The following is a 23,115-nucleotide window of genomic DNA, read 5'->3' on the forward strand; positions in this document are numbered from 1 at the left end:
CAGGTGGTGGGGGGTTGCGCGGGGGCGCGTGCACGTGCGCGCGCGCCCCCGGGCGGCCCCTCGGACCGGTCGGTCAGGCGCGGCGGCGCGCGACCTCGTACATGACGATGCCGGCGGCGACACCGGCGTTGAGCGACTCGGCGCCGCCCGGCATGTTGATCCGGACGCGGTAGTCGCAGGTCTCGCCGACGAGGCGGCCGAGGCCCTTGCCCTCGCTGCCGATGACGATGACGACGGGCCCGCCGAGCGCTTCGAGGTCCTCGACGGTGTGCTCGCCGTCGGCGGCGAGGCCGACGACCGCGATGCCGTCCTTCTTGAACGCTTCGAGGGCGCGGGTCAGGTTGGTGACCTTGGAGACGGGGGTGCGGGCGGCGGTGCCGGCCGAGGACTTCCAGGCCCCGGCGGTCATGCCGGCGGCGCGGCGCTCGGGGACGACGACGCCGTGGCCGCCGAAGGCGGAGACGGAGCGGACGATCGCGCCGAGGTTGCGCGGGTCGGTGACGCCGTCGAGGGCGACGATGAGCGGGTCCTCGCCGTTGTCGTACGCGGCTTCGAGGAGGTCCTGCGGGTCGGCGTACTCGTAGGGCGGGACCTGGAGGACGAGACCCTGGTGGTTGAGCCCGCCCGTCATGCGGTCGAGCTCGGGGCGCGGGGCCTCCATGAGGTTGATGTTGCCGCGCTCACCGGCGAGCTGGAGGGCTTCGCGGACGCGCTCGTCGTTGTCGATGTACTGCTGGACGTAGAGCGTGGTGGCGGGGACGCCGTCGCGCAGAGCCTCGTACACCGGGTTGCGGCCGACGACCATCTCCGAGGTGCCCTTGACGCCGCCGCGCCGGGGGGCGGGGCGGCGGGCGGCCGCCTGCCTGGCCTGGGCGTTGGCGACGCGGTTCTTCTTGTGTCCCTTGCGGGCGGAGGCGGGCGGGGTCGGGCCCTTGCCTTCGAGGCCCCGGCGTCGCTGGCCACCGCTGCCGACCTGCGCGCCCTTCTTGTTGGACGTGCGGCGGTTCCTGCGCTGGCTGTTCCCGGCCATGACCTACCTGTTTCGTTGCTTCGGTCGTGCGTGCGTACAAGTGAAGTGTGCCGCCCGGCGGACCGGGCGGCATGTGGTGGGCTACTGGCGGGGGCCGAGTGTCCACCGGGGGCCGGACGGGCTGTCCTCGATGACGAGTCCGGACTGGTTGAGCTGGTCGCGAATGGCGTCGGCGGCGGCCCAGTCCTTGCGGGCGCGCGCGGACTGCCGCTGGTCGAGGACGAGGCGGACGAGCGTGTCCACGACGCCGTGGAGGTCGTCGCCGCGGTCGCTCTCACCGGCCCAGTGGTCGTCGAGCGGGTCGAGGCCGAGGACGCCGAGCATGGCGCGGACCTCGGCGAGGCGCGCGACGGCGGCTTCCTTGTCGTCGGCGGCGAGGGCGGAGTTGCCCTGGCGGACCGTGGTGTGGACGATCGCGAGCGCCTGCGGGACGCCGAGGTCGTCGTCCATGGCGTCGGCGAAGGCGGGCGGCACCTCGGCGGCCGGGGCGACGGTCTCGCCGGCCTTCTCGGTGACGCGCTGGATGAAGCCCTCGATGCGGGCGAACGCCGACTCGGCCTCGCGCAGGGCCTCCTCGCTGTACTCGATCATGGACCGGTAGTGCGGGGTGCCCAGGTAGTAGCGCAGGACGATGGGGCGCCAGGTTTTGACCATCTCGCTGACGAGGACGGAGTTGCCGAGGGACTTCGACATCTTCTCGCCGGACATGGTGACCCAGCCGTTGTGCACCCAGTAGCCCGCGAAGTCGTCGCCGAACGCCTTGGCCTGGGCGATCTCGTTCTCGTGGTGCGGGAAGATCAGGTCGATGCCGCCGCCGTGGATGTCGAAGGCGGTGCCGAGGTACTTGTGCGCCATGGCGGAGCACTCCAGGTGCCAGCCGGGGCGACCGCGGCCCCAGGGCGTCTCCCAGCTGGGCTCGCCGGGCTTGGACGCCTTCCACATGGCGAAGTCGCGCTGGTCGCGCTTGCCGGTCTCGCCCTCGCCGGAGGGCTGGCGCAGGTCGTCCAGCTCCTGGTTGGACAGCGCCAGGTAGCCGGGGAACGAGCGCACGTCGAAGTAGACGTTGCCGTCGGCGGCGTACGCGTGGCCGCGCTCGATGAGCCCGCGCATCATCTCGATCATCTCCGGGACGTGCCCGGTCGCGCGCGGTTCGTAGGTGGGCGGCAGGCAGCCGAGCGCGTCGTAACCCGCGTTGAACGCCCGCTCGTTCTCGTAACCGATGGACCACCAGGGGCGGCCCTGGTCGGCGGACTTCGCGATGATCTTGTCGTCGATGTCCGTGACGTTCCGGACGAACGTCACGTCGTAGCCGCGGTACGCGAACCAGCGGCGCATGATGTCGAAGTTCAGTCCGGACCTGATGTGCCCGATGTGCGGGGCGGCCTGGACGGTGGCGCCGCAGAGGTAGATCGAGACACAGCCCGCGGTGAGCGGGACGAAATCACGGATCTGCCGGGCGCTGGTGTCGTACAGGCGAATAGTCACCCCTCAAGGGTAGTGGGCCCGCACCAGTGCCCCGCGCCCCTGTGGATATTGCGGTCCCAGTTGTTACGCCCGCGCGGCCGGGGTCCGCTCGCGATGCGCACCCGCCGGCAGGGCCAGGGCGAGGGCGGCGCCCGCGAGGGGCACGGCGGCGAGCGCGGACCAGCGCAGCGGGGCGGACACGTCGAGCAGGGCGCCGGTGGCGGCGCTGCCGCCGAGCACGGCGAGCCCGGACACGGAGGAGAGCGCCCCGGTGGCGAGGCCGAGGTGGCGGTCGTCCACGAGGTCGGGCACGAGTCCGCGGGCGGCGGGCACCAGGAGCATCTGGCCGAGGGTGAGCAGGACGACGAGCACGGTGGCGGGGAGCAGTCCGCCGGGGCCGGCCGGGGTGAGCGGGACGGCGGCGAACCCGGCGGCGACGACCGCGAGGCCGGCGGCGAGCGCGGTGCGCGGGGTGACGCGGTCGGCGGACCAGCGGGTCAGGGGCAGTTGCGCGCAGACGACCAGGAGGGACGAGAGGGCGAAGAGGCGGCCGAGCGCCGTCTGCGATCCGGTGGCGTCCTCCACCTCCGCCGGGAGCGTCAGGTAAAGCTGGTTGTAGGCGATGAGGTAGCCGCTGTACGCGAGGCAGAGCAGCAGGAACGGCCGCCGGGTGAGGACGGCGCGCAGCGAGCCGGGCGCCGGGGTGCGGGCGACGGGGGCGCGGCGCGGCATCAGCAGGGCGTGGCCGGTGAGGACCGCGGTGAAGACGAGGGCGCCGGCGAGGCAGGCCGCGCGGAAGCCGTCGTCGAGGAGCAGCAGCAGCGACCCGATGAGCGGCCCGAGGAAGGCGCCGGCCTGTCCGGCGGCGGAGAAGCGGGCGAGGACCCGGGCGCGCGGGGTGCCGGTGAGCCGTTCGTGGCGGACGGCTTCGCGCGCGGTCTCGGACTCGACGGCGGGCGAGAAGAGGGCGGCGGCCAGTCCGGTGAGGACGACGGCGCCGATGACGGCGGCGGTGGAGGAGGCGAAGGCGAGCCAGCCGAACCCGGCGATGCGCAGGGCGCAGCCGGCGAGGACGACGGGGCGGGGGCCGTACCGGTCGGTGAGCGCCCCGCCGACGACGAAGAGGCCCTGCTGGCTGAAGGTGCGCAGGCCGAGGACGAGGCCGACGAGCCAGCCGGTCATGCCGAGGCCGGTGCCGAGGTGGGTGGCGAGGTAGGGCAGGACGGCGTAGAAGCCGATGTTGAAGGCGAGCTGGGTGGTGGTGAGGAGGCGCAGGTACGGGGTGGTGGCGGGGCTCATCGGGTGGCGTTCCGGCCGGTCCGGCCCCGCACGGCCGCGGCCGTGAGCACGGTCAGGACGCCGAGGACGGCGAGCGCGGCGGCGGGGGCGAGGACCGGCCAGGGGGCGCGTTCGGCGTAGGGGAGGTTCTCCGAGAGCATGCGGCCCCACTCGGGCGCGGGCGGAGCGGTGCCCAGGCCGAGGAAGCCGAGGGAGGCGAGGGCCAGCGCCAGGGCGGGGACGCGCAGGACGGCGTGCCGGACCACGGGCGGCAGGATGCCGGGCAGCAGGTGGCGGCGCAGCAGGTGGAGTCGTCCCGCGCCGAGGGCGCGGGCGGCGGCGAGGTGGGGGGCCGCGCGTTCCTGGGCGCAGAGGGCGCTGGTGTGGGCGGCGAGCGGGGCCCAGGCGACCGCGGTGACGGCCGCCGCCGCGCTCCACGGTCCGGGTCCGGCGATCCCGGCGACGAGGAGGCCGGTGAGGATCGCGGGCAGGGCGTTGGCGGTCTCGGTGAGCGCGGTGGCGCGCAGGGCTCCCATGACGAGGCCGATGACGAGGGTGGTGGCGGCGACGGCCAGCGCGGTCAGCACGGTGCGGGCGGCTCCGTGGCCGAGGCGGGCGAGGACGTCACGCCCGAGGGAGTCGGTGCCCAGGGGGTGGTCGAGGCTGGGGGCGGCGAGGCGGGCGGCGGCGTCGAGGTGGAGGGGGTCGCGCAGGAGCCCGGCGACGGTGGTGGCGGCGAAGAGGGCGGCCAGGAGGAGGGCGCAGGCGATGAGGGGGCGGCCGGCGCGGGCGGCGGGCGGGACCAGGGCGGGCAGGGCGCGGTCGTCCAGGGCGGGGCCGAGGAGGGCGCGGGTGCCGAGGTGGGCGGCGAGCCCGGCCGCGGTGCCCAGGAGCAGGAGGACGAGGACGCAGGCCCGCAGGACGGGGAGGTCCTGCGCGACGGCGGCGGCCAGGGCGGTGGAGCCGAGGCCGGGGATGGCGTAGAGGGTCTCGACGGCGACGGCCCCGCCGGTGAGGCCGACGACGGTCAGCCCGATCTGCGGGAGCAGGCCGGGCAGGGTGCGGCGCAGCGCGTGGCGGGCGGTGCGGCGGGCGGGCAGGCCGTGGGCGGTGGCGGCGCGCGCCCACGGCTCGGCGAACGCGGCGGGCAGCGCGTCGTCCAGGAGCCGGCCGATGAGGGCGCCCGCCGGGACGCCCATGGCGAGCGCGGGCAGCACGGCGTGCCGGGGGCTGCCCCAGCCGAGCGCGGGGAGCCAGCCGAGCCGGACGGCGACGACCGCGGCGAGCACGGCGGCGATGAGGAACTCGGGGAGCGCGGCGAGGACGGCGGCCGCGGTACCGGCCCGGGGGGCCGCGGTGCGGTGCCGGGCGCCTCGGCGCAGGGTGCGGGCGGTGAGGGCGGCCGCGGTGAGGAGGGCGGCGGTGAGCGAGACGCCCATCAGGGCGAGGGAGACGCCGAGGGCGGACAGGGTGTCGGGCGCGATGGGCTGTCCGGAGACCCAGGAGGTGCCGAGGTCGCCGTGGAGGAGGCCGGTGAACCAGTCGCCGAGGAGGCGCAGAGGGTGGCCGTCGAGGCCGGTCTCGGCCCGGATCGCGTCGAGGGTCTCGGCGGTCGGGGGCCGGTCGGCGTAGCGGGCGTGGAGGATGGTGCGGGCGGGGTCGGTGTGGGTGAGGCGGGGCAGCAGCCCGATGACGGCGAGGACCGCGAGGAGCGCGGCGGCCCGTCCGGCGAGGTGCTTCACCCCGGTCACCCGACGCGGGTGTCGGCGGTGATGAGGGTGCGTTCCAGCGGGTCGAGGGCCACGCCGTGCACGCGGGAGTCGTCGTACCCCTGGACGAAGCGTTCGTGGACCAGCGGGACGAGGGCGTCGGTGCCGAGGACGCGGGCTTCGGCGGTCGCGACGGCGCGGTGCCGGGCGTCGGTGGCGGCGGTGGACGCGGCCCGGGCGACGGCGGCGTCCACGCGGGCGTCGCAGAGCTGCGAGATGTTGAAGCTGCCGTCGCAGGTGAAGTCGGACGCCAGGTACGAGACGGGGTCGGCGGTGTCCAGGAGGGTGTTGCGGGCCTGGATGAAGGCGTCGTACTTGCCGACGAGGGCGTCGGCCTCCATCTGGGCGTAGTCGCGGACGACCTGCTTGACGGTGAAGCCGCGCTTGCGGAGCTGTTCCTGGACGACGGTGGCGGCCTCGGGGAGTTCGGGCCGGTTGGTGTAGGTGGCGAGGACGATCTCCCCCGTCCCGGCGACCTGGGCCCGGCCGGCGGCCTCCGCCCGGCCGGTGGGGGGCGTGCGGACGGCGCCGGCCCAGGGGACGCCGGGGCCGAGGAGCCCCTGTCCGGCGTCGGCGCGCCCTTCGTAGACGGCCTTGACGAGGGCCGGGGAGTCGATGGCCTCGCGGGCGGCGGCGCGCATCGCGGGGTCGGCGAAGACGCCGCGCCGGGTGTTGAGGGAGAGGCCGTTGGTGCGGGCCGAGGAGAAGGCGTGGGCGAGCCCGTCGCCGAGGAGGGACGCCTGGGAGACCGGTATGTACTCGGCGACGTCGACGGCCCCGGTGCGCAGGGCGTTGGCGCGGGCGGTGCCGTCGGCGACGAAGGTGACGTCGGCGCCGGGGGCCTTGGCCTTGCCGCCCCAGTAGGTGTCGTTGCGTTCCAGGGTGGCGCTGACGGCGCCCTTGACGGCGGTCAGCGTGAAGGGGCCGGTGGCGTGGCCCGCGGGGTCCACCCTGCCGTCCTTGTAGGCGGCGCCGGACAGGATGGCGAGGGAGGGGTTGGCGAGGCGCTGGGGCAGCAGCGGGTCGGCCTCGTCTGTGACGATCCGTACGGTGCGGGCGCCCCGCGCCGTGGCGGTGATGTCGGTGTCGGACAGGACGCGGGGGCCGGGTGACGCCTGGTCGGCGGCGTTCAGCGAGCGGGCGACCGAGGCCGCGTCCACGGCGGTGCCGTCCTGGAAGGTCGCCTCGCGCAGGGTGAAGGTCCAGGACGTGGGGGTGTCGCGCTTCCAGGAGGTGGCGAGTGCGGGCGTGGCCGCGCCCTCGTCGTCCAGGGCGGTGAGGCCCTCGACGACCGCGAGGCGGCTGAGGGTGACGGCGTCGTCCCCGTAGGGGGACATGGCCTGGGCGGGCGGGAAGGCCATGACGACCCGGAGGCGCTTCCCGTCCCCGGCCGTGGCCCCGGCGTCGGAGCCGCCGGAACAGGCGGTGGCGAGCGGGACGAGGAGGGCGGTCGCGGACAGGATCAGCGGCAGCGCGGAGCGACGACGGCGGGGGGTGGGCATGGCGACGACCTTATATGAAAATCATTGTCATTTACTCGGCGGGGTGCGGCCCGTTCACGACTCCGGGAGGCTCCCGGCCCCCGGCAGCGGCAGCTCGAAGTGGACGATGCCCTGGCCACCGCCCGGCAGCGCGCGCTCGTCGCACACCTCCCGCGCGAGGGACCGCCAGAACGGCTCGGCGCCCGGCACGGCCGGGTCGGTGTGCAGGTAGACCGCCTCGTAGCCGCCGGCCCGCGCCGCGAAGGCGCACAGCTCGCGCACCATCCGGCGGGCCAGGCCGTGCCTGCGGTGCTCCGGTCGCACGTAGATCCGGCACAGCTGCGCCGTGGTGCCGGACGGGAAACGGTCGGCGACCCACTGCGGATTGGGCGGCGCCTGCGGACCCCGGTCGCGCACGGCGCCGGTGGCGACGATCTCACCCGCGTACTCGGCCACCAGCAGCGTGCAGCGGGCCGGCCGCAGATAGGCGGCCTCCGGATCGATGATGTCGGCGTGCCAGCGTGGTACGTAGCCGGAGCGCAGGTCGCGGTAGACGGTGTCGAGCATCACGGCCCGCGCCCCGCCCACGTCCCCGGGGCCCGCGGTGCGCAGGACGTACTCCCCCGCACCGGCCCGCAGCGCCGTCGCTCCTGTGGCCGTCGCCATCCCGCAGCCCCACCGATCCTCGCCGTCACATTCTTGCCGTACCAGCGTACGTGCGAACGATGCGCAACAAGGGTGGGGGGCCGGGGAGCCCGCGGCCGGCGGGCGGCCCGCGTCAGCCGGTGCGGTACACCAGGGCGGTCGCGATCCCCGCGATCCCCTCGCCCCGGCCGGTGAACCCGAGCCCGTCGGAGGTGGCGGCGGACAGCGAGACGGGAGCGCCGACCGCGTCGGACAGCACCCGCTGCGCCTCGTCGCGCCGCTTGCCGATCTTCGGCCGTACGCCCACGACCTGGACGGCCACGTTGCCGATCTCGAAGCCCGCCGCGCGGACGATGCGGGCGGCCTCGGTGAGCAGCGTGACGCCCGCGGCGCCCGACCACTCGGGGCGGCCGGTGCCGAAGTGCTGCCCGAGATCGCCGAGCCCGGCGGCGGAGAAGAGGGCGTTGCACGCGGCGTGCGCGACGACGTCCGCGTCCGAGTGCCCGGCGAGCCCGGGGCCCTCGCCGTCCCAGCGCAGACCGGCGCACCACAGCTCGCGGCCCTCTTCGAAGGCGTGGATGTCGGTGCCGATGCCGACGAGCGGGATCACCGGCGCGGGGGCCCCGCCGGGCCCGGGGGTCTCAGAAGCCATCGTTGGCCCTCCTGCGTGCGAGAACCGCCTCGGCCAGGACCAGGTCCAGGGGGCGGGTGACCTTGAACGCCTCTTCGTGTCCGGGGACGACGACGACGGGTGCGCCGAGCTGTTCGACCATGCCGGCGTCGTCGGTCGCGCCCTCGCCGCCGACGGCGACCTGCTCGTGGGCGCGGAGCAGGGTGGCCCGGTCGAAGCCCTGCGGGGTCTGTACGGCCCTGAGCCGGGCGCGGGCCGGGGTGGCGAGCACCGGCTCGGGGGCGCCGGGGGCCCCGGGCTCGACCTCCTTGACGGTGTCGGCGAGCGGCAGGGCGGGAACGACCGCGGGGGCGCCGTCGCGTACGGCCTCGACGACGGCGTCCACGGTGTCCACGGGCACCAGGGGCCGGGCCGCGTCGTGCACCAGGACGGCGGAGATGGTGTCGGGGAGCGCGTCGAGGCCGCACTTCACGGATTCCTGGCGGGTGCCGGCGCCGGGCACGACGAGGAAGTCGGTGCGTTCCGGCAGGGCGTACTCGTCCAGGAGGCCGCGAACCTCGGCGGTGCCCTCGGGCGGTGCGACGACGACGACCAGGGACACGTGCCGGGAGGCCGCCATGGCGCGTACGGCGTGCACGAGCATGGGCGTACCGCCGAGGGCGCGGAGCGCCTTGGGGGCACCCGGGCCGAGCCGTACGCCGCGGCCGGCCGCGGGGATCACGGCGGCCGTGCGGTAAGGACGCGGTTGTTCAGACATCGGTTGCACTCCGAGGCTTCGGCATGTTTGTGTCCACGGCCGACGTGGGTATGGCCACAAGCGAGCCGGGCGCTGCGCCATGACTCGACCGGGACCCTTTCCGTGACCCCGGGCGGGCCGGGACGCGCCGCGGCCGTTCGGGGTCGGTCTCGCACGCCGGGTTCAGCAAGATCGCGAGCAACGTACCAAGGACGGGTAGCGGGGGATCGTCGGGAAGTGGCCGGAATTCGCCGTTGGGTTTGCGGTCCGGACATGCCGCAGCGCCCGACGACACAGCGTGGATACGGCTGGTCAGCGGGCACCGCGGCACATTTTCTACGGCCGGTGCGATCCGGTCGTCAGGACCGGTGCCATCCGGTTCAGGATGCGAGGACCTCGTCGAGGAGAGCCTCGGCCTTGTCCTCGTTGGTGTTCTCCGCGAGAGCGAGCTCGCTCACCAGGATCTGCCGGGCCTTGGCGAGCATGCGCTTCTCACCTGCGGAAAGTCCGCGCTCACGCTCGCGGCGCCACAGGTCGCGCACGACTTCGGCGACCTTGATGACATCGCCGGACGCGAGCTTCTCGAGATTTGCCTTGTAGCGCCGGGACCAGTTCGTCGGCTCCTCGGCATACGGTGCGCGCAGCACCTCGAAGACGCGGTCCAGCCCTTCCTGCCCGACTACGTCGCGCACGCCCACGAACTCCGCATTGTCCGCCGGCACACGCACCGTCAAGTCGCCCTGAGCGACCTTGAGCACCAAGTAGGTCTTGTCCACGCCTTTGATCTGGCGAGTTTCGATAGCCTCGATCAGCGCGGCCCCGTGATGGGGATAGACCACGGTGTCGCCAACCTTGAACGTCATGTGACAGGTACCCCTTCCGTGGCTATCAAGCGTAACACGAGAATCGCTACTCCTGAATGGCGTTTTCGCAGGTCAGGGCATATCTCGGGGCTTGACAAGAGAGACGGGGACGTGCTGCGGAGGGTCCGCGGAAGACGGTATTCGCAGGTCGGAGCGGCTGTCCGGCGGCGGAGAAACGCGGACGTTACACACACTCCACCTCGCTCCGAAGGGGCCGAACGTCCTGTTTTGCCGGGTTCCGCTTGCTGAACTTTCCGTAGTCCGTTCGGCGATGGATCACTCGTTCGGACGTAAGTACCGATGGCCAATGAAATTGATCAACGTACGACCCCGGCGGGGATTATGCGCAATGAATGCGCCACCGTCCGTGAACCGCCACGAAGCCCGAGGCGAACGGGTGGCCGGAATTTGATCAAGCGCGTTATGTGAAGGGACCGCGAATGTCCGTAGGTGTCCGAGCCCCGCGATCACGGGCCCGTCAGGGGCGGGTCGGGTGCGGGGCGGCGAGGAGGGCTCGGTAACCTGACGGCTGACAGACCCTTAGGGCGGCTTTATCCCAGGCGCCCGACCCGTCCGCACCGTCCGCACGTTCAAGGAGTTGCCGCCGCCGTGAGCCGCAGCCTTCGACACGGCGCCCTCGCCGCCACTGCCATCGCGTTCTCGATCACCGCGCTCACCGCATGCGGCGCGGGCAACAACGCGCAGACGCTCGGGGTGCGGCCGGACAACGCCTCCACCCGGTCCGGCGCGATCAAGATCCAGAACGCCAACGTCATCACCCAGCCCGAGCGCGAAGCCGAGGGCCCGGCGGTCGTCACCGCCACGCTGTTCAACAACGGCACCGAGCCGGAGACCCTGGACTCCATCACCCTGAAGGGCGGCAGCGGCTCCGTGCAGCTGCACCCCGCCGAGGGCTCGGGTCCGGTCGTCGTCCCGGCCGGCGGCCGGGTGATCCTGGGCGGTAAGGGCAACGCGTCCGCCGTCATCGAGAACGGCGACGAGGCCACGGAGAACGGCGACGTGCAGCCGCTGGTCTTCAAGTTCAGCCGCACCGGCGACATCTCGCTGGGCGCCTCCGTCGTCCCGGCGACCCACTACTTCAAGGGTTTCGGCCCCAGCGCGCTGCCGGAGCCGCCGAAGACGCCGGACGCCTCGCCGTCCGGCTCCCCCTCCGGGTCGGCGTCGCCGGACGCGTCCGGGAGCCCGTCCGGCGAGGCCGGGGCCTCCGCCTCGGCCTCCACGTCCGGCCAGCCCGGCTGAGCCGCACCCCGCACGCACATGGCCGAGGCGCCTTCCCCACCCGGGGGAGGCGCCTCGGCCATGTGCACGGTGTCCGGGGCCGGCCTACGGCTCGAACTTGTACCCGAGGCCCCGCACCGTCACCAGGAACCGGGGCGCGCCCGGGTCCGGCTCGATCTTGGCGCGCAGCCGCTTCACGTGGACGTCGAGGGTCTTGGTGTCACCCACGTAGTCCGCGCCCCAGACCCGGTCGATGAGCTGCATCCGGGTCAGCACCCGGCCCGCGTTGCGCAGCAGCATCTCCAGCAGGTCGAACTCCTTCAGCGGCAGGTCGACCTTGCCGCCGGAGACCGTGACGACGTGCCGGTCGACGTCCATGCGGACCGGTCCGGCCTCCAGGGCGGCGGGGGCGACCTCCTCGGGCTCGCCGCGCCGGCGCAGCACGGCCCGGATGCGGGCGACGAGCTCGCGGGAGGAGAAGGGCTTGGTGACGTAGTCGTCGGCCCCTATCTCCAGACCGACGACCTTGTCGATCTCGCTGTCCTTGGCGGTCACCATGATCACGGGCACGTTGGAGCGGCTGCGCAGCTGGCGGCAGACCTCGGTGCCGGGGAGTCCGGGCAGCATCAGGTCGAGCAGTACGAGGTCGGCGCCGTTGCGCTCGAACTCGTCCAGACCGTCGGGTCCGGTGGTCGCGATGGCGACCTCGAAGCCTTCCTTGCGGAGCATGTAGGACAGGACGTCGCTGAAGGATTCCTCATCCTCGACGACAAGCACTCGGGTCACGGAAGGGCCTCCGGGGAAGGGAACGAATCGAAGGAGTCGGGGGCGGCGCCCGGGTGGGGCGCCTCGTCGCCGTTGACGATGAGCGGGCCGCCGGACGCACGGTCCCGGCCGCGTGCGGAGCCCGCTTCGGGCAGCCGCAGGGTGAAGGTGGAGCCCTGTCCCTCCGAGCTCCACACGGTGACCTCCCCGCCGTGCGAGGCGGCCACGTGTTTGACGATGGCCAGGCCGAGGCCCGTACCACCGGTGGCGCGTGAGCGGGCCGGGTCGACGCGGTAGAAGCGTTCGAAGACCCGTTCCCGGTCCTTCTCGGAGATGCCGATGCCCTGGTCGGTCACGGCGATCTCGATCTCGTCCCCGCCGGGCACGACCACGCGGCGGGCGGCGATGCCGACGCGGGTGCGGGCGGGGCTGTAGTTGACGGCGTTCTCGACGAGATTGCCCAGGGCTGCGGCGAGCTGGCCGCGGTTCCCCCATATCCGCAGGTCGGCGGTGCCGCCGGCGGCCATGGTGATCTGCTTGGAGCCCGCCTGCTGACGGCAGCGGTCGATGGCCTCGGCGACCAGCTCGTCCACCCGGACCGGCTCGGCGTCCTCCAGCGGGTCGTCGTTCTGCACCCGGGAGAGGTCGATCAGCTCCTGGACGAGGTTGGTGAGCCGGGTCGCCTCGATCTGCATGCGGCGGGCGAAGTGCTCGACGGCCTCCTGGTCGTCGGAGGCGTCGAGCACGGCCTCCGAGAGCAGGGACAGGGCGCCGGTCGGGGTCTTGAGCTCGTGGCTGACGTTGGCGACGAAGTCGCGCCGGACCGCCTCGATGCGGCGGGCCTCGGTGAGGTCCTCCACGAGCAGCAGCACCAGCCGGGAGCCGAGCGGGGCGACCCGCGCGGAGACCGCCAGGGCCTCGCCCCGGCCCGTGCCGCGGCGCGGGAGGTCCAGCTCGACCTGGCGTATCTCGCCGTCGCGGCGGGTGTCCCGCGCCATGTTGAGCATCGGCTCGACGGCGAGCCGGCCGCCCCGGACGAGCCCCAGCGCGTATGCGGCGGAGCTGGCCTTGACGACGCTGTCGCTCTCGTCCAGCACCACGGCGGAGGAGCTGAGCACGGACAGGACCGTGTCGACGCCCGGGGGCAGCGGGGCGCCGCTGACGGGCCGCAGGGAGGTGCGCGTCGGCTTCTTCAGGTCGCGCTCGCTCCAGCGGAACGCCAGCATGGCGATCACGCCGGTACCGACACCGGCGATCGCGGCAGCTGCGGCGACCGCCGCGTTCACGTCCATGTGTCCAGGTTATGCGGCTCCTCGGACACTCTCCCAGCCGTCCCGGGGCCTCCTCGGCCACTCGTCGCCCAGAGTTCACCGAGGGGCAAGGGCCGGTTCACTTGGCCGGTCGGAATCCGACGCGTACGCCCGTCACGGTGGTGTCGTGGGGTTCGGAGCCGGTCGTCGGCGGGCCCCGGCCTCGGTCAAGGACTGGAGAGGGACACCCATGCGTGACGCGTACCACGAGGAACTCGACTCGATCGGCGAGGGCCTGGTCGAGATGGCCCGGCTCGTCGGCTCGGCGATAGGCCGGGCGACGACGGCGATGCTCGACGCCGACCTGAAGCTGGCCGAGTCGGTGATCGCCGCCGACCAGAAGGTGGACGACCTCCAGCACGAGCTGGAGGCGCGGGCCATCGCGCTGCTGGCCCGGCAGCAGCCGGTGGCGACCGATCTGCGGATCGTGGTGACGTCGCTGCGGATGAGCGCGGACCTGGAGCGCTCGGGCGACCTCGCCCAGCACGTCGCCAAGCTGGCCCGGCTGCGCTTCCCGCAGTCCGCGGTCCCGCACGACCTGCACGCCACCATCCTGGAGATGGGCCAGCTCGCGCAGCGCCTGATGGCGAAGGCGGCGGAGGTGATCGTCACCAAGGACGTCGACCTCGCGCTCCAGCTGGAGCAGGACGACGACGAGATGGACCTGCTGCACCGCGCGCTGTTCCAGCACCTGATGGACGACCGCTGGAAGCACGGCATCGAGACGGCCGTCGACGTGACGCTGCTCGGCCGCTACTACGAACGGTTCGCGGACCACGCGGTGTCGGTGGCCAAGCGCGTGGTCTACCTGGTGACGGGTGAGCACGCGGACGAGATCCAGCAGCCCGCGCCGGTCGAGGGGGCTTAGCGTCGAGGGGGCTTGGCGGGGCTGCGGCGCGGGAAGGGCGGGGCGCGAGCGGCCGGGCGCACGCCCGCGCGCACGGCTCGTACATACGTTCCTGCGCGCGTGCGCCGTTGATGCGCCCGTCCGGGTGGGCATGCAATGGGACGGGGCGGCACGACGTGTCCGTACGCCCCGGTCGCGGGCCCCGCTGCGGGCGTGCGGCCCTGTCGTACGCCTTGAGGAGGAACCATGGCCGATTCCCCCATGACCGAACCGGAGCGGGAGGCCCCCGCCGAGGTGGCGCCGCTGACCGTCCTGGGCGCCTGCGGCTGCGGCTCGGGCTGTGGGTGCGGCTGCCAGTCCGGGGCGCCCTGCCAGTGCGGGGGCTGCTCCGGCTGACACCGCCGGACCGTACGGGTTACGAGGGTGACGCCTCCGCCTTCGTGGCCCGTGCCCCGGCCCTCGGCGACGGTGCGGCGGCCTCCGCCACCGCGGTCTCCCCCGTCGGCAGGCCGCGCATGAGCAGCCAGTACCCGGCGGCGGCCACCGTGCCCAGGAGGGCGGTCGTCGCCCACAGCCAGCCGGCGCCGAAGTGGTCGATGACCACTCCGGACATCAGCGGGGCGATGAGCGCGGCGGCCGACCAGGACAGGGTGTACATGCCCTGGTAGCGGCCCCTGCCGTGGGCCGGGGACAGCTGGACGACCAGGCCGTTCTGCACGGGCGCGTTGATGATCTCGGCGACCGTCCACACGCTGATGGTCAGCGCGTACACCCCGACGGAACCGGCGAAGGCGGTCAGCCCGAACCCGTACCCCGCGAGCAGCGAGGAGGCGACGAGCAGCCGGCGCGGGTCGCGGCTCTGGATGAACCGGGTGACGGGGATCTGGAGCACGACGATGAGGACGCCGTTGACGGCGATCGCGGTACCGAAGTCGGAGCTGCTGAGCCCGTCGGCGCCCATGGCGACCGGCAGGCCCACATACCCCTGCTGGAAGATCAGCGCGATCACGAACGACAGGCCGACGACGCCCATGAAGCGTCCGTCGCGCAGCACGGTGGAGAGCCGCACCCCGTCGTCGGCCGGCGCCCCGCCGGGCACCGCCGGCGCCGAGCGCTCCGGGCGCGATTCCGGCACCTTCAGGAAGACGACGACCGCGCAGACGAGGGTCATCGCGGCCTCGCCGAGGAAGCCCGCGCGATAGCTGTACTCGGCGACGAATCCGGCGCCGGCGGAGGAGACCGCGAAGCCGAGGTTGATGGCCCAGTAGTTGACCGAGAAGGCCCGCACCCGGTCCTTCGCGGGGACGATGTCGGCGATCATCGCCTGGACCGCCGGGCGGGAGGCGTTGCTCGCCATGCCGACGAGGAAGGCGACCCCGGCGATGGCCACCGGATGCGTCATGAAGCCGAGCACGGCGACCGCGGCGGCGGTGGAGAGCTGCGCGGCGAGCATGGTGGGCCGCCGCCCGATGCGGTCGGTCAGCACCCCGGACCCGAGCGAGGAGACGACCCCGCCGAGCCCGTGGAGTGCGGCGACGAGACCGGCGAACGAGGCGGAGTAGCCGCGGTCCAGGGTCAGGTACAGGGCCATGAAGGTGGCGACGAACCCGCCCAGGCGGTTGACCAGGGTGCTGGTCCACAGCCACCAGAACTCCCTGGGGAGCCCGGAGACGGTTTCCCGGGTGGCACGGGTGGCCCGTCCGAGACCGGTGGCAGACATACGGGTTCCCCCCAGGGACGCACGGCGGATGGGGCCGGAGGAGGTAAGTGGCCCACCGGCGGTCCGAACATTACGAATCCGCGGGGTGCCGCTGCCAGTCAATTGACGGTCGCCGTCAAACGTCGGAAGGCCCCCGCCGCCGGCCCTGTCCGCTCTGTGACCGGTCGCGCGCCGCCCGGACGGGTTCGATTACGCTCGGAGCCATGGCCGACGCACCGTACAAGCTGATCCTCCTCCGCCACGGCGAGAGCGAGTGGAACGCGAAGAACCTGTTCACCGGATGGGTGGACGTCAACCTCACCGAGAAGGGCGAGAAGGAGGCGGTCCGCGGCGGTGAGCTGCTGAAGGACGCCGGCCTGCTCCCCGACGTGCTGCACACCTCGCTCCAGAAGCGCGCCATCCGCACCGCCCAGCTCGCGCTGGAGGCCGCGGACCGCCACTGGATTCCCGTACACCGTTCCTGGCGCCTGAACGAGCGCCACTACGGCGCGCTGCAGGGCAAGGACAAGGCGCAGACGCTCGCCGAGTTCGGCGAGGAGCAGTTCATGCTCTGGCGCCGCTCGTACGACACCCCGCCGCCCGCCCTCGAGGACGGCACCGAGTTCTCCCAGAGCGACGACGCGCGCTACGCGACGATCCCGCCGGAGCTGCGCCCGCGCACGGAGTGCCTCAAGGACGTCGTCACGCGCATGCTGCCGTACTGGTACGACGGCATCGTCCCGGACCTGCTGACCGGCCGCACGGTCCTGGTCGCCGCCCACGGCAACAGCCTCCGCGCCCTGGTCAAGCACCTCGACGGCGTCTCCGACGCCGACATCGCGGGCCTGAACATCCCCACGGGCATCCCGCTGACCTACGAACTCGACGCGGACTTCCGCCCCCTGAACCCGGGCGGCACCTACCTCGACCCGGACGCCGCGAAGGCGGCCATCGAGGCCGTGAAGAACCAGGGCAAGAAGTAGTACCCGCCCCCGAAGGCCCCCGCCCCGCACCACCGGGCGGGGGCCTTCGCGTGACGGCGCTGCGGAGCACCGGATCCCCACATGTAGGTTCAGCTCCGTGCCCGAACAGACAGCCGATCATCGGTCCGTCATCAACGCGATCCTCGACAACTGCCGCCGCGCGACGCTGCCGTACCAGCACCGCGGGGGCGTTGACCCGCTACGAGCTCGCCGAGATACGTCTGCGGCACGAGCTGTCGGACACACCCATGAATGGGCGTGGGCGACCGACGAGATCACCGACGGCATCGCCGCGAAGGAGCAGGACACCGCCCTGCTGGGCGACGGTCCCGTGCCGGCGTACGCGCTGGGCCATGACGTGGGGCCGGACCGCACGCAACGCGAACAGGCCGTGGTCGTCGGGGAGATCGTGCGCTGCGGCGAGGGCCGTGGCTTCGTGTGGAGCGGGCACGCACCTCGGGGCTGCGCCGGGGCGCCGGTCTTCGTCGGGCTCCACCTGGCGGACCGCAGCTTCAGGCTCGTGTGTCTCGGCGTGTTGCTGCCCGGAGAGGGGGAGGGCGATACGGCGTTCCACCGCGTGGCCACCTTCGATCGCATCCGTACCGCCGTGAGGGGCCTGCCGCGGCAACCCGCCGCCGGGGCCGCGACGCCCGCCCCCGCCCGGTGGTGGCGAAGGCAGAAGTGACGCGCGTCACCCCGGCCCGTACGCTGTACGCCATGCGGGGAAGAGCGGGAGGGCGGTTATGGGTGAGCCGTTGAAGACCTTTGTCGGGGGTGCCGAGGTCGAGGTGCCCAACAGCATTCCGGCGATCCGGGACGCGTTGCCGGAGGGGCGGCGGGCGGAGTTCGAGCGGGCCATCAACGAGGCCGGGGTGCACGAAATCCAGGCCGTGATGCGGCACTGGATGCTGGAGGCCGTTCCCGATCCCGAGGCCGAGCGGATTCTGGACCGGCTGGCGCAGGACGAGGCCGAGAGGCGGAGCGTCGCTTGAGCTTCCGGATCTCCTATGCGCCGCCCGCCGACGACACCCTCGCCAAGATGGCGGACGGTGAGCCGTTCCGGGACGAGATGGCGGCGACCCTGGGGCGTGAGCCGTACGGCCACGGGTCGACCGCCGTCAAGGGGGAGCACGATCGCCGGGAGGCGACGGTCGCCGGGGCGATCGTGCTCTATTACGTCTCCGGGTCGGTCCTCACCGTCACCGTCGTACGGCTCGTCCCGCTCCCCTGACGGAAAATCAGGCCAGCTTCTTCGCCTGCGCGTCGATCACCGCGGTCGGCAGGTCGAAGTCCTCGCCGGAGCCCGCCGCCGCGAGGTTCATCGAGCTGAGCGTGGCCAGCGTCGCGCCCTGACGCAGCGCGGTGAGCTTGAGCGAGCTCTTCTCGCCGTCCGACTCCACCGTCACCGTCCAGGCAGCCGCCTCCTCGCCGCCCTTGACCTGCTCCTCCGCGATCTTGGCGACCTTCTGCTTGTCCCCGGCCACGGTGAGCGTGAAGCCGCCCGCGCAGTCCGTCGCGGCGGTGCGCAGCGCGGCCAGCGTCTCCTCGGCGCCCTTGCCGTCGTACGAGGCGAGCGTGGTCATCGTCGTCGTGATGTCGAAGGCGGCCTTGAACGCCTCCTCGGGGTCGGCGATGTCCTTGTCCGCGCCCTTCTTCGGCACGCTCGCCACCTTGCGCTGCGTGGCGGCGGCGGGCGAACCGGCCTTGGCGCCCATGAGCGCGTCGCCGAAGACGTCGCAGGACTCCTTGTCCGCGGTCACGTCCTTGGCGTCGATCAGGTCGGCCGGGCCGGCCTTGGTGATCTTGTGGTCCTCGACGTCGCCCTGCGCCAGCGAGACCTGCTCCAGTTCGGCGGCGGACAGCGCCTTGGCGGGGGCCTCCGCGCCCTTGTCGGCGCCCTTCTCCGACGGCTGGGCCGAGGAACCGGCCGCCTTGCCGCCGTCCTTGTCGTCGCCGTCCGAACCGCAGGCGGCGGTCAGGAGTGCCAGGGACATCACGGTGGCGGCAACGGCGGTACGGCGTATGACAGTGGGTCGCATGGCCCGTCCTTCTGCTCAAAGTGTTTCGCCCGCACGCGAGCAGCCCCGCCGGGTTCGGCGCGGCTGAAATGGGGGTGCGTGGGGGTGAGCCAACTCTATGAGCCCGCTGTGGTTTGGCAATCCTTTACCGTGGGCATCGCAGCCGATCGTGACGACGTCGTGATCACTTCGCGCACACCGTTCAGGGGGAGTCCGCCGTGTCGATCGATTCCGTTCTCTCCGATGTCATCGGCACACCGGCCGTACCGCCCGGCCTGGTCGCCTCCTGCGAACCGCTCACCGGGGGCACGTACAACGCCGTCAGCCGCGTCCGGCTGACGGACGGACGGGACTGGGTGGTGAAGGTGCCGCCGCCGCGCGCCGGTGACCACCTGACGTACGAACAGGACCTGCTGGTCAACGAGGTGACGTTCTACCAGGTCGCCGAGGACGAGCCCGCCGTGCCCCTCCTGGTGCGCGCCGCGCTCGATCCGGCCGCCCCCACCGGCCCGTACCTGGTCATGTCCACCCGCCCCGGCCGGCCCTGGCACGAGCTGACCGGTGCCATGGCCGACGGCGAGGAGGCGCGACTGCGCACCGAACTCGGGCGGATCGTCGGCCGGCTGCACGGCGCGCCGGCACCGGGCGGCTTCGGCTACCCCTCGCGGGCGCTCGGCCCGCTCGCGCCCACCTGGCGCCAGGCGTTCACGACGATGACGGACGCGGTCCTGGCCGACGCGCGGACGTACGCGGCACGCCTCCCCCGTACGGTCGCGGAGATCGGCGACACGCTCGCCGCCGCCTCGTACGTGCTGGACGACGTGACCCGGCCGGCGCTGGTCCACTTCGACCTGTGGCAGGGCAACATCCTGGTCACCGGTGAGCCGGGCGCCCGGCGGGTGGGCGGGGTCATCGACGGGGAGCGGATGTTCTGGGGCGACCCGGTCGCCGACTTCGTGTCGCTCGCCCTGCTGGGTGACATCGCGGACGACAAGGATTTCCTCGCCGGTTACGGGGAAGAGGCGCCGGGCGGGCCCGTGGAGTTCACCGCTCCGCTGCGGCTGCGGCTCGCGCTCTACCGGGCGTATCTGTATCTGATCATGCTGGTGGAGACCGTGCCGCGCGGTACGTCCGGGGAGCAGCTGGAGCTGACCTGGAACGAGGTCGCGCCCCGGCTGGCGGCCACGCTCGACGAGATCGGGTCGGCGACGCGCGCCCGGGGGTGACGTGGGGTCAGTCCGCGGGCCGCTGGGTGAGGTGCGCGAAGGCGTCGAGATTGCGGGTGGACTCGCCGCGCGAGACCCGCCAGGCGTACTCCTTGCGGATCGCGGTCGCGAAGCCGATCTCCAGCAGGGAGTTGAAGGCCCCGTCCGCGGCCTCCAGCACGGAGCCGAGCAGCCGGTCCACCTCTTCGGGCGTCACCACGGACAGCGGCAGCTTGCCGGTGAGGTAGATGTCCCCGAGCTGATCGATCGCGTAACCCACGCCGAACAGGCGCAGGTTCCGCTCCAGCAGCCAGCGGTGCACCGCCGCGTCGTTCTCGTCGGGATGCCGGATGACGAAGGCGTTGAGGGAGAGGCTGTGCGCACCGACGATCAGTGAGCAGGTGGTGGCCAGCTTGCGGGTGCCGGGGAGCTGGACGACGTAGCTGCCCGGAGCGGGGCTCTCCCAGTCGAGCCCGGCGTCGGCGAAGCTCGCTTCGAGGACCTGGGCGGCCCGGGTGGCCTCGTTCTTCGCCGGTACGGGTGCGTCAGCCATGTTTCGAGCGTACGTCAGGCGGCGAAGGCGCGCGGTCGGGGAGGGCGTTGCGCGGTGGTGCCCGGCGGGTGGGGCCCGGTCACGCGTGACGTGTGCGGGCCCGCCTGCGGTGTTCCTGGATCGCCGCCGTGTAGACCTCCGCGGTGGCCGCCGCCGCCGTGTCCCAGCCGAACCGCTGGGCGTGCTCCGCCGCCGCGCCGCCCATCCGGGCGACCAGCTCCGGCGCCCGCGCGAACCGCTCCAGCGCCTGGGCGTACGCCGCCGGATCGTGCCCGGGAATCAGGAAGCCGCTGACCCCGTCGCGTACGGCCACCGGGAGGCCGCCCACGGCCGCCGCGACGACCGGCGTCCCGGCCGCCTGGGCCTCGACCGCGACGAGCCCGAAGGACTCACTGTACGAGGGCATGACCAGCACGGACGCGGCCCGGAACCAGTCGGCGAGCTGGTCCTGCCCGACCGGCGGATGGAACCGCACGACGTCCGCGACGCCCAGCCGGGCCGCGAGCTTCTGCAGCCCCTCCGGCTTCGCGAGACCGCTGCCGCTGGGGCCTCCGACGACGGGCACCACGATCCGGGACCGCAGCGAGGGGACCCGGTCGAGCAGCACGGCGACCGCCCGCAGCAGCACGTCGGGCGCCTTCAGCGGCTGTATGCGGCCCGCGAAGAGGGGGATCAGGGCATCCTGCGGGAGCCCCAGGCGGGCCCGCGCGGCGGCCCGGCCGTCGCCGGGGCGGAAGCGGTCCAGGTTGACGCCGGGGTGGACGACGGCCACGGACAGCGGGTCGGCGTCGTAGAACCGGACCAGCTCGCCGGCCTCCTCGGCGGTGTTGGCGATCAGCCGGTCGGCGGCGTCCACGATCTGGGTCTCGCCGATGACACGGGCGGCGGGCTCGGGGGTGTCGCCCTCGGCGAGCGCCGCGTTCTTCACCTTGGCCATGGTGTGCATCGCGTGCACGAGGGGAACGCCCCAGCGCTGAGCGGCCAGCCAGCCGACGTGTCCGGAGAGCCAGTAGTGGGAATGGACCAGGTCGTAGTAGCCGGGGCGCTGACCGGCCCACGCCTGCATCACACCGTGGGTGAAGGCGCAGAGCTGCGCGGGCAGCTCCTCCTTGGCCAGGCCCTCGTAGGGCCCCGCGTCGACGTGCCGGACGAGGACACCGGGCGCCAGCTCCACGGCGGGGGGCAGCCCGCCGGTGGTGGAGCGGGTGAAGATCTCGACCTCGACGTTGATCGCGGCGAGCCGCTTGGCCAGCTCCACGATGTAGACGTTCATCCCGCCGGCGTCACCCGTCCCCGGCTGGTGCAGCGGGGAGGTGTGCACGGAGAGCATCGCGATGCGGCGCGGCCTGCGGTGCGCGGCGGTGAAGGAGCCGGTGAGACCTGCGGGGAACCTGCGACGCGGTGCGCCACGGCTGCTGCCGAGCCGAGAGACGTACTGGGTCACGTCGTCCGTCCTCCTCGCTGGGCCCCAGTGCCCGCACGGCACCGAAGGGGCGCGCACGATCCCTTCGAAGGTGGGGAACAGCGGAATCCCTCCTTTCATTTCCTCTTTGCCAAATCATTACGGTGCTGACGCCGGGCCTCTCCGGATGGTCTCCCGCCCGCCCGGCGCCCGCATCCGCCCGGATCGTTACGCTCTGTGTCATGCGCCCGATCGGCACCGCGACCCGCGGGACCACCAACCCGAACCGGCTGCGCCGCATGGACCGCTGGATCGCCGCCACGCACGGCCCCGCCCTGCGCCGCGCCGACGCCCCCGTCGCCGTCGACCTCGGTTACGGAGCCGCCCCCTGGACCGCCGTCGAGCTGCTGGCACGCCTGCGCACCGCCGAACCGCGCACCGCGGTGGTCGGCGTCGAGATCTCCCCGGAGCGGGTGGCCGCCGCGCAGCCGTACGCGCGCGAGGGCCTGACCTTCCGGCACGGCGGCTTCGAGATCCCGCTGCCGGAGCGGCCCGCGCTGATCCGGGCGGCGAACGTGCTGCGCCAGTACGACGAGGGCGAGGTGGCCGCCGTCTGGCAGCGGCTGTGCGAGCGGCTGGCCCCGGAAGGGCTGCTGGTGGAGGGCACCTGCGACGAGATCGGGCGCCGGCACGTGTGGGTGGCGCTGGGGCCGGAGGGGCCGCGCACGGTGACCTTCGCGACCCGGCTCGGCTCACTGGACCGGCCGTCCGATCTCGCCGAACGACTGCCCAAGGCACTGATCCACCGCAATGTCCCGGGTGAGCGGGTGCACGCCTTCCTGCGCGACTTCGACCGGGCGTGGGCGGCCGCGGCGCCCTACGCCTCACTGGGGGCCCGGCAGCGCTGGATCACGGCGGTGCGGGCGCTCTCGGGCGCCTGGCCGCTGACGGACGGGGTGCGCCGATGGCGTCAGGGCGAGGTCACGGTGGCCTGGGAGGCGCTGGAACCCCGGGGGTGGTGAGGTGCCGGACGGCGAGGGGCGCACTCGGGTGGCGCGGAACGCGCCTCGACTGCGCCGGGATTCACCCCTGAGGTGGGAACGGCCCGCGGGCACCGTTCGTCGGAGTGAGTGGGGTATCGGGGGCGCGGGGGTCGCGGGGAGTGACGGAATGGCGAAGTGCCGCCCGGTGGCCGGA

General features: G+C 73.2%; 24 protein-coding genes. 9 read left to right on the forward strand and 15 right to left on the reverse strand.

Features of this window, described 5'->3' with window-relative positions; translation table 11 throughout:
- Window positions 1-73 precede the first annotated feature (73 nt).
- The 9 genes from rlmB to ACFUJY_RS30555 all read right to left on the reverse strand — a co-directional run bounded on the left by rlmB (window position 74) and on the right by ACFUJY_RS30555 (window position 9,897).
- Window positions 74-1,030: a 23S rRNA (guanosine(2251)-2'-O)-methyltransferase RlmB gene (gene rlmB / locus ACFUJY_RS30515; RefSeq protein ID WP_383305630.1), complete on the reverse strand. Its 957-nt coding sequence runs from the start codon at window positions 1,028-1,030 to the stop codon at window positions 74-76.
- An 81-nt stretch (window positions 1,031-1,111) separates the two neighbouring features.
- Complete coding sequence (gene cysS, locus ACFUJY_RS30520; protein WP_383305631.1) at window positions 1,112-2,515, reverse strand: cysteine--tRNA ligase; 1,404 nt, start codon at window positions 2,513-2,515, stop codon at window positions 1,112-1,114.
- 63 nt (window positions 2,516-2,578) lie between these two features.
- A complete protein-coding gene (locus ACFUJY_RS30525; RefSeq protein ID WP_383305632.1) occupies window positions 2,579-3,793 on the reverse strand; it encodes an MFS transporter in 1,215 nt (404 codons plus the stop codon).
- Window positions 3,790-5,514 carry an ABC transporter permease subunit gene (locus ACFUJY_RS30530; protein ID WP_383305720.1) on the reverse strand — a complete coding sequence of 575 codons (1,725 nt, stop codon included), beginning with the start codon at window positions 5,512-5,514 and terminating at the stop codon, window positions 3,790-3,792. Before ACFUJY_RS30530 ends, ACFUJY_RS30525 begins: the two co-directional genes overlap by 4 nt.
- A 5-nt stretch (window positions 5,515-5,519) precedes the next feature.
- The gene (locus tag ACFUJY_RS30535; RefSeq protein WP_383305633.1) at window positions 5,520-7,043 is read right to left on the reverse strand and encodes an ABC transporter substrate-binding protein; all 1,524 of its coding nucleotides are present in this window, start codon (window positions 7,041-7,043) and stop codon (window positions 5,520-5,522) included.
- A 54-nt stretch (window positions 7,044-7,097) separates the two neighbouring features.
- Complete coding sequence (locus ACFUJY_RS30540; protein WP_383305634.1) at window positions 7,098-7,688, reverse strand: GNAT family N-acetyltransferase; 591 nt, start codon at window positions 7,686-7,688, stop codon at window positions 7,098-7,100.
- A gap of 112 nt (window positions 7,689-7,800) precedes the next feature.
- Window positions 7,801-8,319 (reverse strand): 2-C-methyl-D-erythritol 2,4-cyclodiphosphate synthase, encoded by a 519-nt coding sequence (gene ispF / locus ACFUJY_RS30545; protein ID WP_383305635.1) that lies wholly within the window; start codon window positions 8,317-8,319, stop codon window positions 7,801-7,803.
- Window positions 8,309-9,055, reverse strand: coding sequence for a 2-C-methyl-D-erythritol 4-phosphate cytidylyltransferase (gene ispD, locus ACFUJY_RS30550; protein ID WP_383305636.1), 747 nt, complete (start codon window positions 9,053-9,055; stop codon window positions 8,309-8,311). The genes ispF and ispD overlap by 11 nt, the downstream gene beginning before the upstream one ends.
- 359 nt (window positions 9,056-9,414) lie before the next feature.
- Window positions 9,415-9,897, reverse strand: coding sequence for a CarD family transcriptional regulator (locus ACFUJY_RS30555; protein ID WP_006380568.1), 483 nt, complete (start codon window positions 9,895-9,897; stop codon window positions 9,415-9,417).
- A 609-nt stretch (window positions 9,898-10,506) separates the two neighbouring features.
- Between ACFUJY_RS30555 and ACFUJY_RS30560 the strand changes: the two genes are divergently transcribed.
- Window positions 10,507-11,157 carry a DUF461 domain-containing protein gene (locus tag ACFUJY_RS30560; protein ID WP_383305637.1) on the forward strand — a complete coding sequence of 217 codons (651 nt, stop codon included), beginning with the start codon at window positions 10,507-10,509 and terminating at the stop codon, window positions 11,155-11,157.
- 84 nt (window positions 11,158-11,241) lie between these two features.
- On the opposite strand, the gene ACFUJY_RS30565 is transcribed toward ACFUJY_RS30560, so the two are convergent.
- On the reverse strand, window positions 11,242-11,922 hold the full coding sequence (locus ACFUJY_RS30565; protein ID WP_239221456.1) for a response regulator transcription factor: 681 nt from the start codon (window positions 11,920-11,922) through the stop codon (window positions 11,242-11,244).
- Entirely contained in the window at window positions 11,919-13,193 is a 1,275-nt protein-coding gene (locus tag ACFUJY_RS30570) for a sensor histidine kinase (RefSeq protein WP_383305638.1), read from the reverse strand. The genes ACFUJY_RS30565 and ACFUJY_RS30570 overlap by 4 nt, the downstream gene beginning before the upstream one ends.
- Window positions 13,194-13,401: 208 nt before the next feature.
- Here ACFUJY_RS30570 and phoU point away from each other — a divergent pair, with 208 nt between their 5' ends.
- Together phoU and ACFUJY_RS30580 are read left to right on the forward strand one after the other, a co-directional pair.
- A complete protein-coding gene (gene phoU, locus ACFUJY_RS30575) occupies window positions 13,402-14,079 on the forward strand; it encodes a phosphate signaling complex protein PhoU (protein WP_164399916.1) in 678 nt (225 codons plus the stop codon).
- A 225-nt stretch (window positions 14,080-14,304) separates the two neighbouring features.
- Window positions 14,305-14,454, forward strand: a complete 150-nt coding sequence (locus tag ACFUJY_RS30580) for a hypothetical protein (RefSeq protein WP_383305639.1) — start codon at window positions 14,305-14,307, stop codon at window positions 14,452-14,454.
- Window positions 14,455-14,473: 19 nt separating this feature from the next.
- Here ACFUJY_RS30580 and ACFUJY_RS30585 read toward each other — a convergent pair whose 3' ends face one another.
- The gene (locus tag ACFUJY_RS30585; RefSeq protein WP_383305640.1) at window positions 14,474-15,778 is read right to left on the reverse strand and encodes an MDR family MFS transporter; all 1,305 of its coding nucleotides are present in this window, start codon (window positions 15,776-15,778) and stop codon (window positions 14,474-14,476) included.
- 203 nt (window positions 15,779-15,981) lie between these two features.
- On the opposite strand from ACFUJY_RS30585, the gene ACFUJY_RS30590 reads away from it, so the two are divergent.
- The 4 genes from ACFUJY_RS30590 (at window position 15,982) to ACFUJY_RS30605 (ending at window position 17,971) form a co-directional block, all read left to right on the forward strand.
- Complete coding sequence (locus ACFUJY_RS30590; protein ID WP_383305641.1) at window positions 15,982-16,740, forward strand: phosphoglyceromutase; 759 nt, start codon at window positions 15,982-15,984, stop codon at window positions 16,738-16,740.
- A gap of 97 nt (window positions 16,741-16,837) precedes the next feature.
- Window positions 16,838-17,425 carry a hypothetical protein gene (locus ACFUJY_RS30595; protein ID WP_383305642.1) on the forward strand — a complete coding sequence of 196 codons (588 nt, stop codon included), beginning with the start codon at window positions 16,838-16,840 and terminating at the stop codon, window positions 17,423-17,425.
- A gap of 58 nt (window positions 17,426-17,483) precedes the next feature.
- Window positions 17,484-17,732: a hypothetical protein gene (locus ACFUJY_RS30600; protein WP_143621014.1), complete on the forward strand. Its 249-nt coding sequence runs from the start codon at window positions 17,484-17,486 to the stop codon at window positions 17,730-17,732.
- Complete coding sequence (locus ACFUJY_RS30605; protein ID WP_383305643.1) at window positions 17,729-17,971, forward strand: hypothetical protein; 243 nt, start codon at window positions 17,729-17,731, stop codon at window positions 17,969-17,971. The genes ACFUJY_RS30600 and ACFUJY_RS30605 overlap by 4 nt, the downstream gene beginning before the upstream one ends.
- A gap of 7 nt (window positions 17,972-17,978) precedes the next feature.
- On the opposite strand, the gene ACFUJY_RS30610 is transcribed toward ACFUJY_RS30605, so the two are convergent.
- A complete protein-coding gene (locus ACFUJY_RS30610) occupies window positions 17,979-18,779 on the reverse strand; it encodes a hypothetical protein (protein WP_383305644.1) in 801 nt (266 codons plus the stop codon).
- 197 nt (window positions 18,780-18,976) lie between these two features.
- Between ACFUJY_RS30610 and ACFUJY_RS30615 the strand changes: the two genes are divergently transcribed.
- The gene (locus ACFUJY_RS30615) at window positions 18,977-19,984 is read left to right on the forward strand and encodes a phosphotransferase family protein (protein ID WP_383305645.1); all 1,008 of its coding nucleotides are present in this window, start codon (window positions 18,977-18,979) and stop codon (window positions 19,982-19,984) included.
- Window positions 19,985-19,991: 7 nt separating this feature from the next.
- Here ACFUJY_RS30615 and ACFUJY_RS30620 read toward each other — a convergent pair whose 3' ends face one another.
- Together ACFUJY_RS30620 and mshA are read right to left on the reverse strand one after the other, a co-directional pair.
- A complete protein-coding gene (locus tag ACFUJY_RS30620) occupies window positions 19,992-20,516 on the reverse strand; it encodes a YbjN domain-containing protein (protein ID WP_383305646.1) in 525 nt (174 codons plus the stop codon).
- Between the two features lie 79 nt (window positions 20,517-20,595).
- Complete coding sequence (gene mshA, locus ACFUJY_RS30625) at window positions 20,596-21,960, reverse strand: D-inositol-3-phosphate glycosyltransferase (RefSeq protein WP_383305647.1); 1,365 nt, start codon at window positions 21,958-21,960, stop codon at window positions 20,596-20,598.
- A gap of 200 nt (window positions 21,961-22,160) precedes the next feature.
- Between mshA and ACFUJY_RS30630 the strand changes: the two genes are divergently transcribed.
- Window positions 22,161-22,940, forward strand: coding sequence for a class I SAM-dependent methyltransferase (locus tag ACFUJY_RS30630; protein WP_383305648.1), 780 nt, complete (start codon window positions 22,161-22,163; stop codon window positions 22,938-22,940).
- Window positions 22,941-23,115 lie beyond the last annotated feature (175 nt).

The organism is Streptomyces sp. NPDC057249, assembly GCF_042669245.1.
Classification (GTDB): domain Bacteria; phylum Actinomycetota; class Actinomycetes; order Streptomycetales; family Streptomycetaceae; genus Streptomyces.

Coding starts and splice junctions, on each gene's coding strand:
- rlmB (WP_383305630.1), bottom strand. CDS start 1,030: ATGGCCGGGAACAGCCAGCGCAGGAACCGCCGCACGTCCAACAAGAAG.
- ACFUJY_RS30525 (WP_383305632.1), bottom strand. CDS start 3,793: ATGAGCCCCGCCACCACCCCGTACCTGCGCCTCCTCACCACCACCCAG.
- ACFUJY_RS30535 (WP_383305633.1), bottom strand. CDS start 7,043: ATGCCCACCCCCCGCCGTCGTCGCTCCGCGCTGCCGCTGATCCTGTCC.
- ACFUJY_RS30540 (WP_383305634.1), bottom strand. CDS start 7,688: ATGGCGACGGCCACAGGAGCGACGGCGCTGCGGGCCGGTGCGGGGGAG.
- ispF (WP_383305635.1), bottom strand. CDS start 8,319: ATGGCTTCTGAGACCCCCGGGCCCGGCGGGGCCCCCGCGCCGGTGATC.
- ispD (WP_383305636.1), bottom strand. CDS start 9,055: ATGTCTGAACAACCGCGTCCTTACCGCACGGCCGCCGTGATCCCCGCG.
- ACFUJY_RS30555 (WP_006380568.1), bottom strand. CDS start 9,897: ATGACGTTCAAGGTTGGCGACACCGTGGTCTATCCCCATCACGGGGCC.
- ACFUJY_RS30570 (WP_383305638.1), bottom strand. CDS start 13,193: ATGGACGTGAACGCGGCGGTCGCCGCAGCTGCCGCGATCGCCGGTGTC.
- phoU (WP_164399916.1), top strand. CDS start 13,402: ATGCGTGACGCGTACCACGAGGAACTCGACTCGATCGGCGAGGGCCTG.
- ACFUJY_RS30580 (WP_383305639.1), top strand. CDS start 14,305: ATGGCCGATTCCCCCATGACCGAACCGGAGCGGGAGGCCCCCGCCGAG.
- ACFUJY_RS30585 (WP_383305640.1), bottom strand. CDS start 15,778: ATGTCTGCCACCGGTCTCGGACGGGCCACCCGTGCCACCCGGGAAACC.
- ACFUJY_RS30590 (WP_383305641.1), top strand. CDS start 15,982: ATGGCCGACGCACCGTACAAGCTGATCCTCCTCCGCCACGGCGAGAGC.
- ACFUJY_RS30600 (WP_143621014.1), top strand. CDS start 17,484: ATGGGTGAGCCGTTGAAGACCTTTGTCGGGGGTGCCGAGGTCGAGGTG.
- ACFUJY_RS30610 (WP_383305644.1), bottom strand. CDS start 18,779: ATGCGACCCACTGTCATACGCCGTACCGCCGTTGCCGCCACCGTGATG.
- ACFUJY_RS30620 (WP_383305646.1), bottom strand. CDS start 20,516: ATGGCTGACGCACCCGTACCGGCGAAGAACGAGGCCACCCGGGCCGCC.
- ACFUJY_RS30630 (WP_383305648.1), top strand. CDS start 22,161: ATGCGCCCGATCGGCACCGCGACCCGCGGGACCACCAACCCGAACCGG.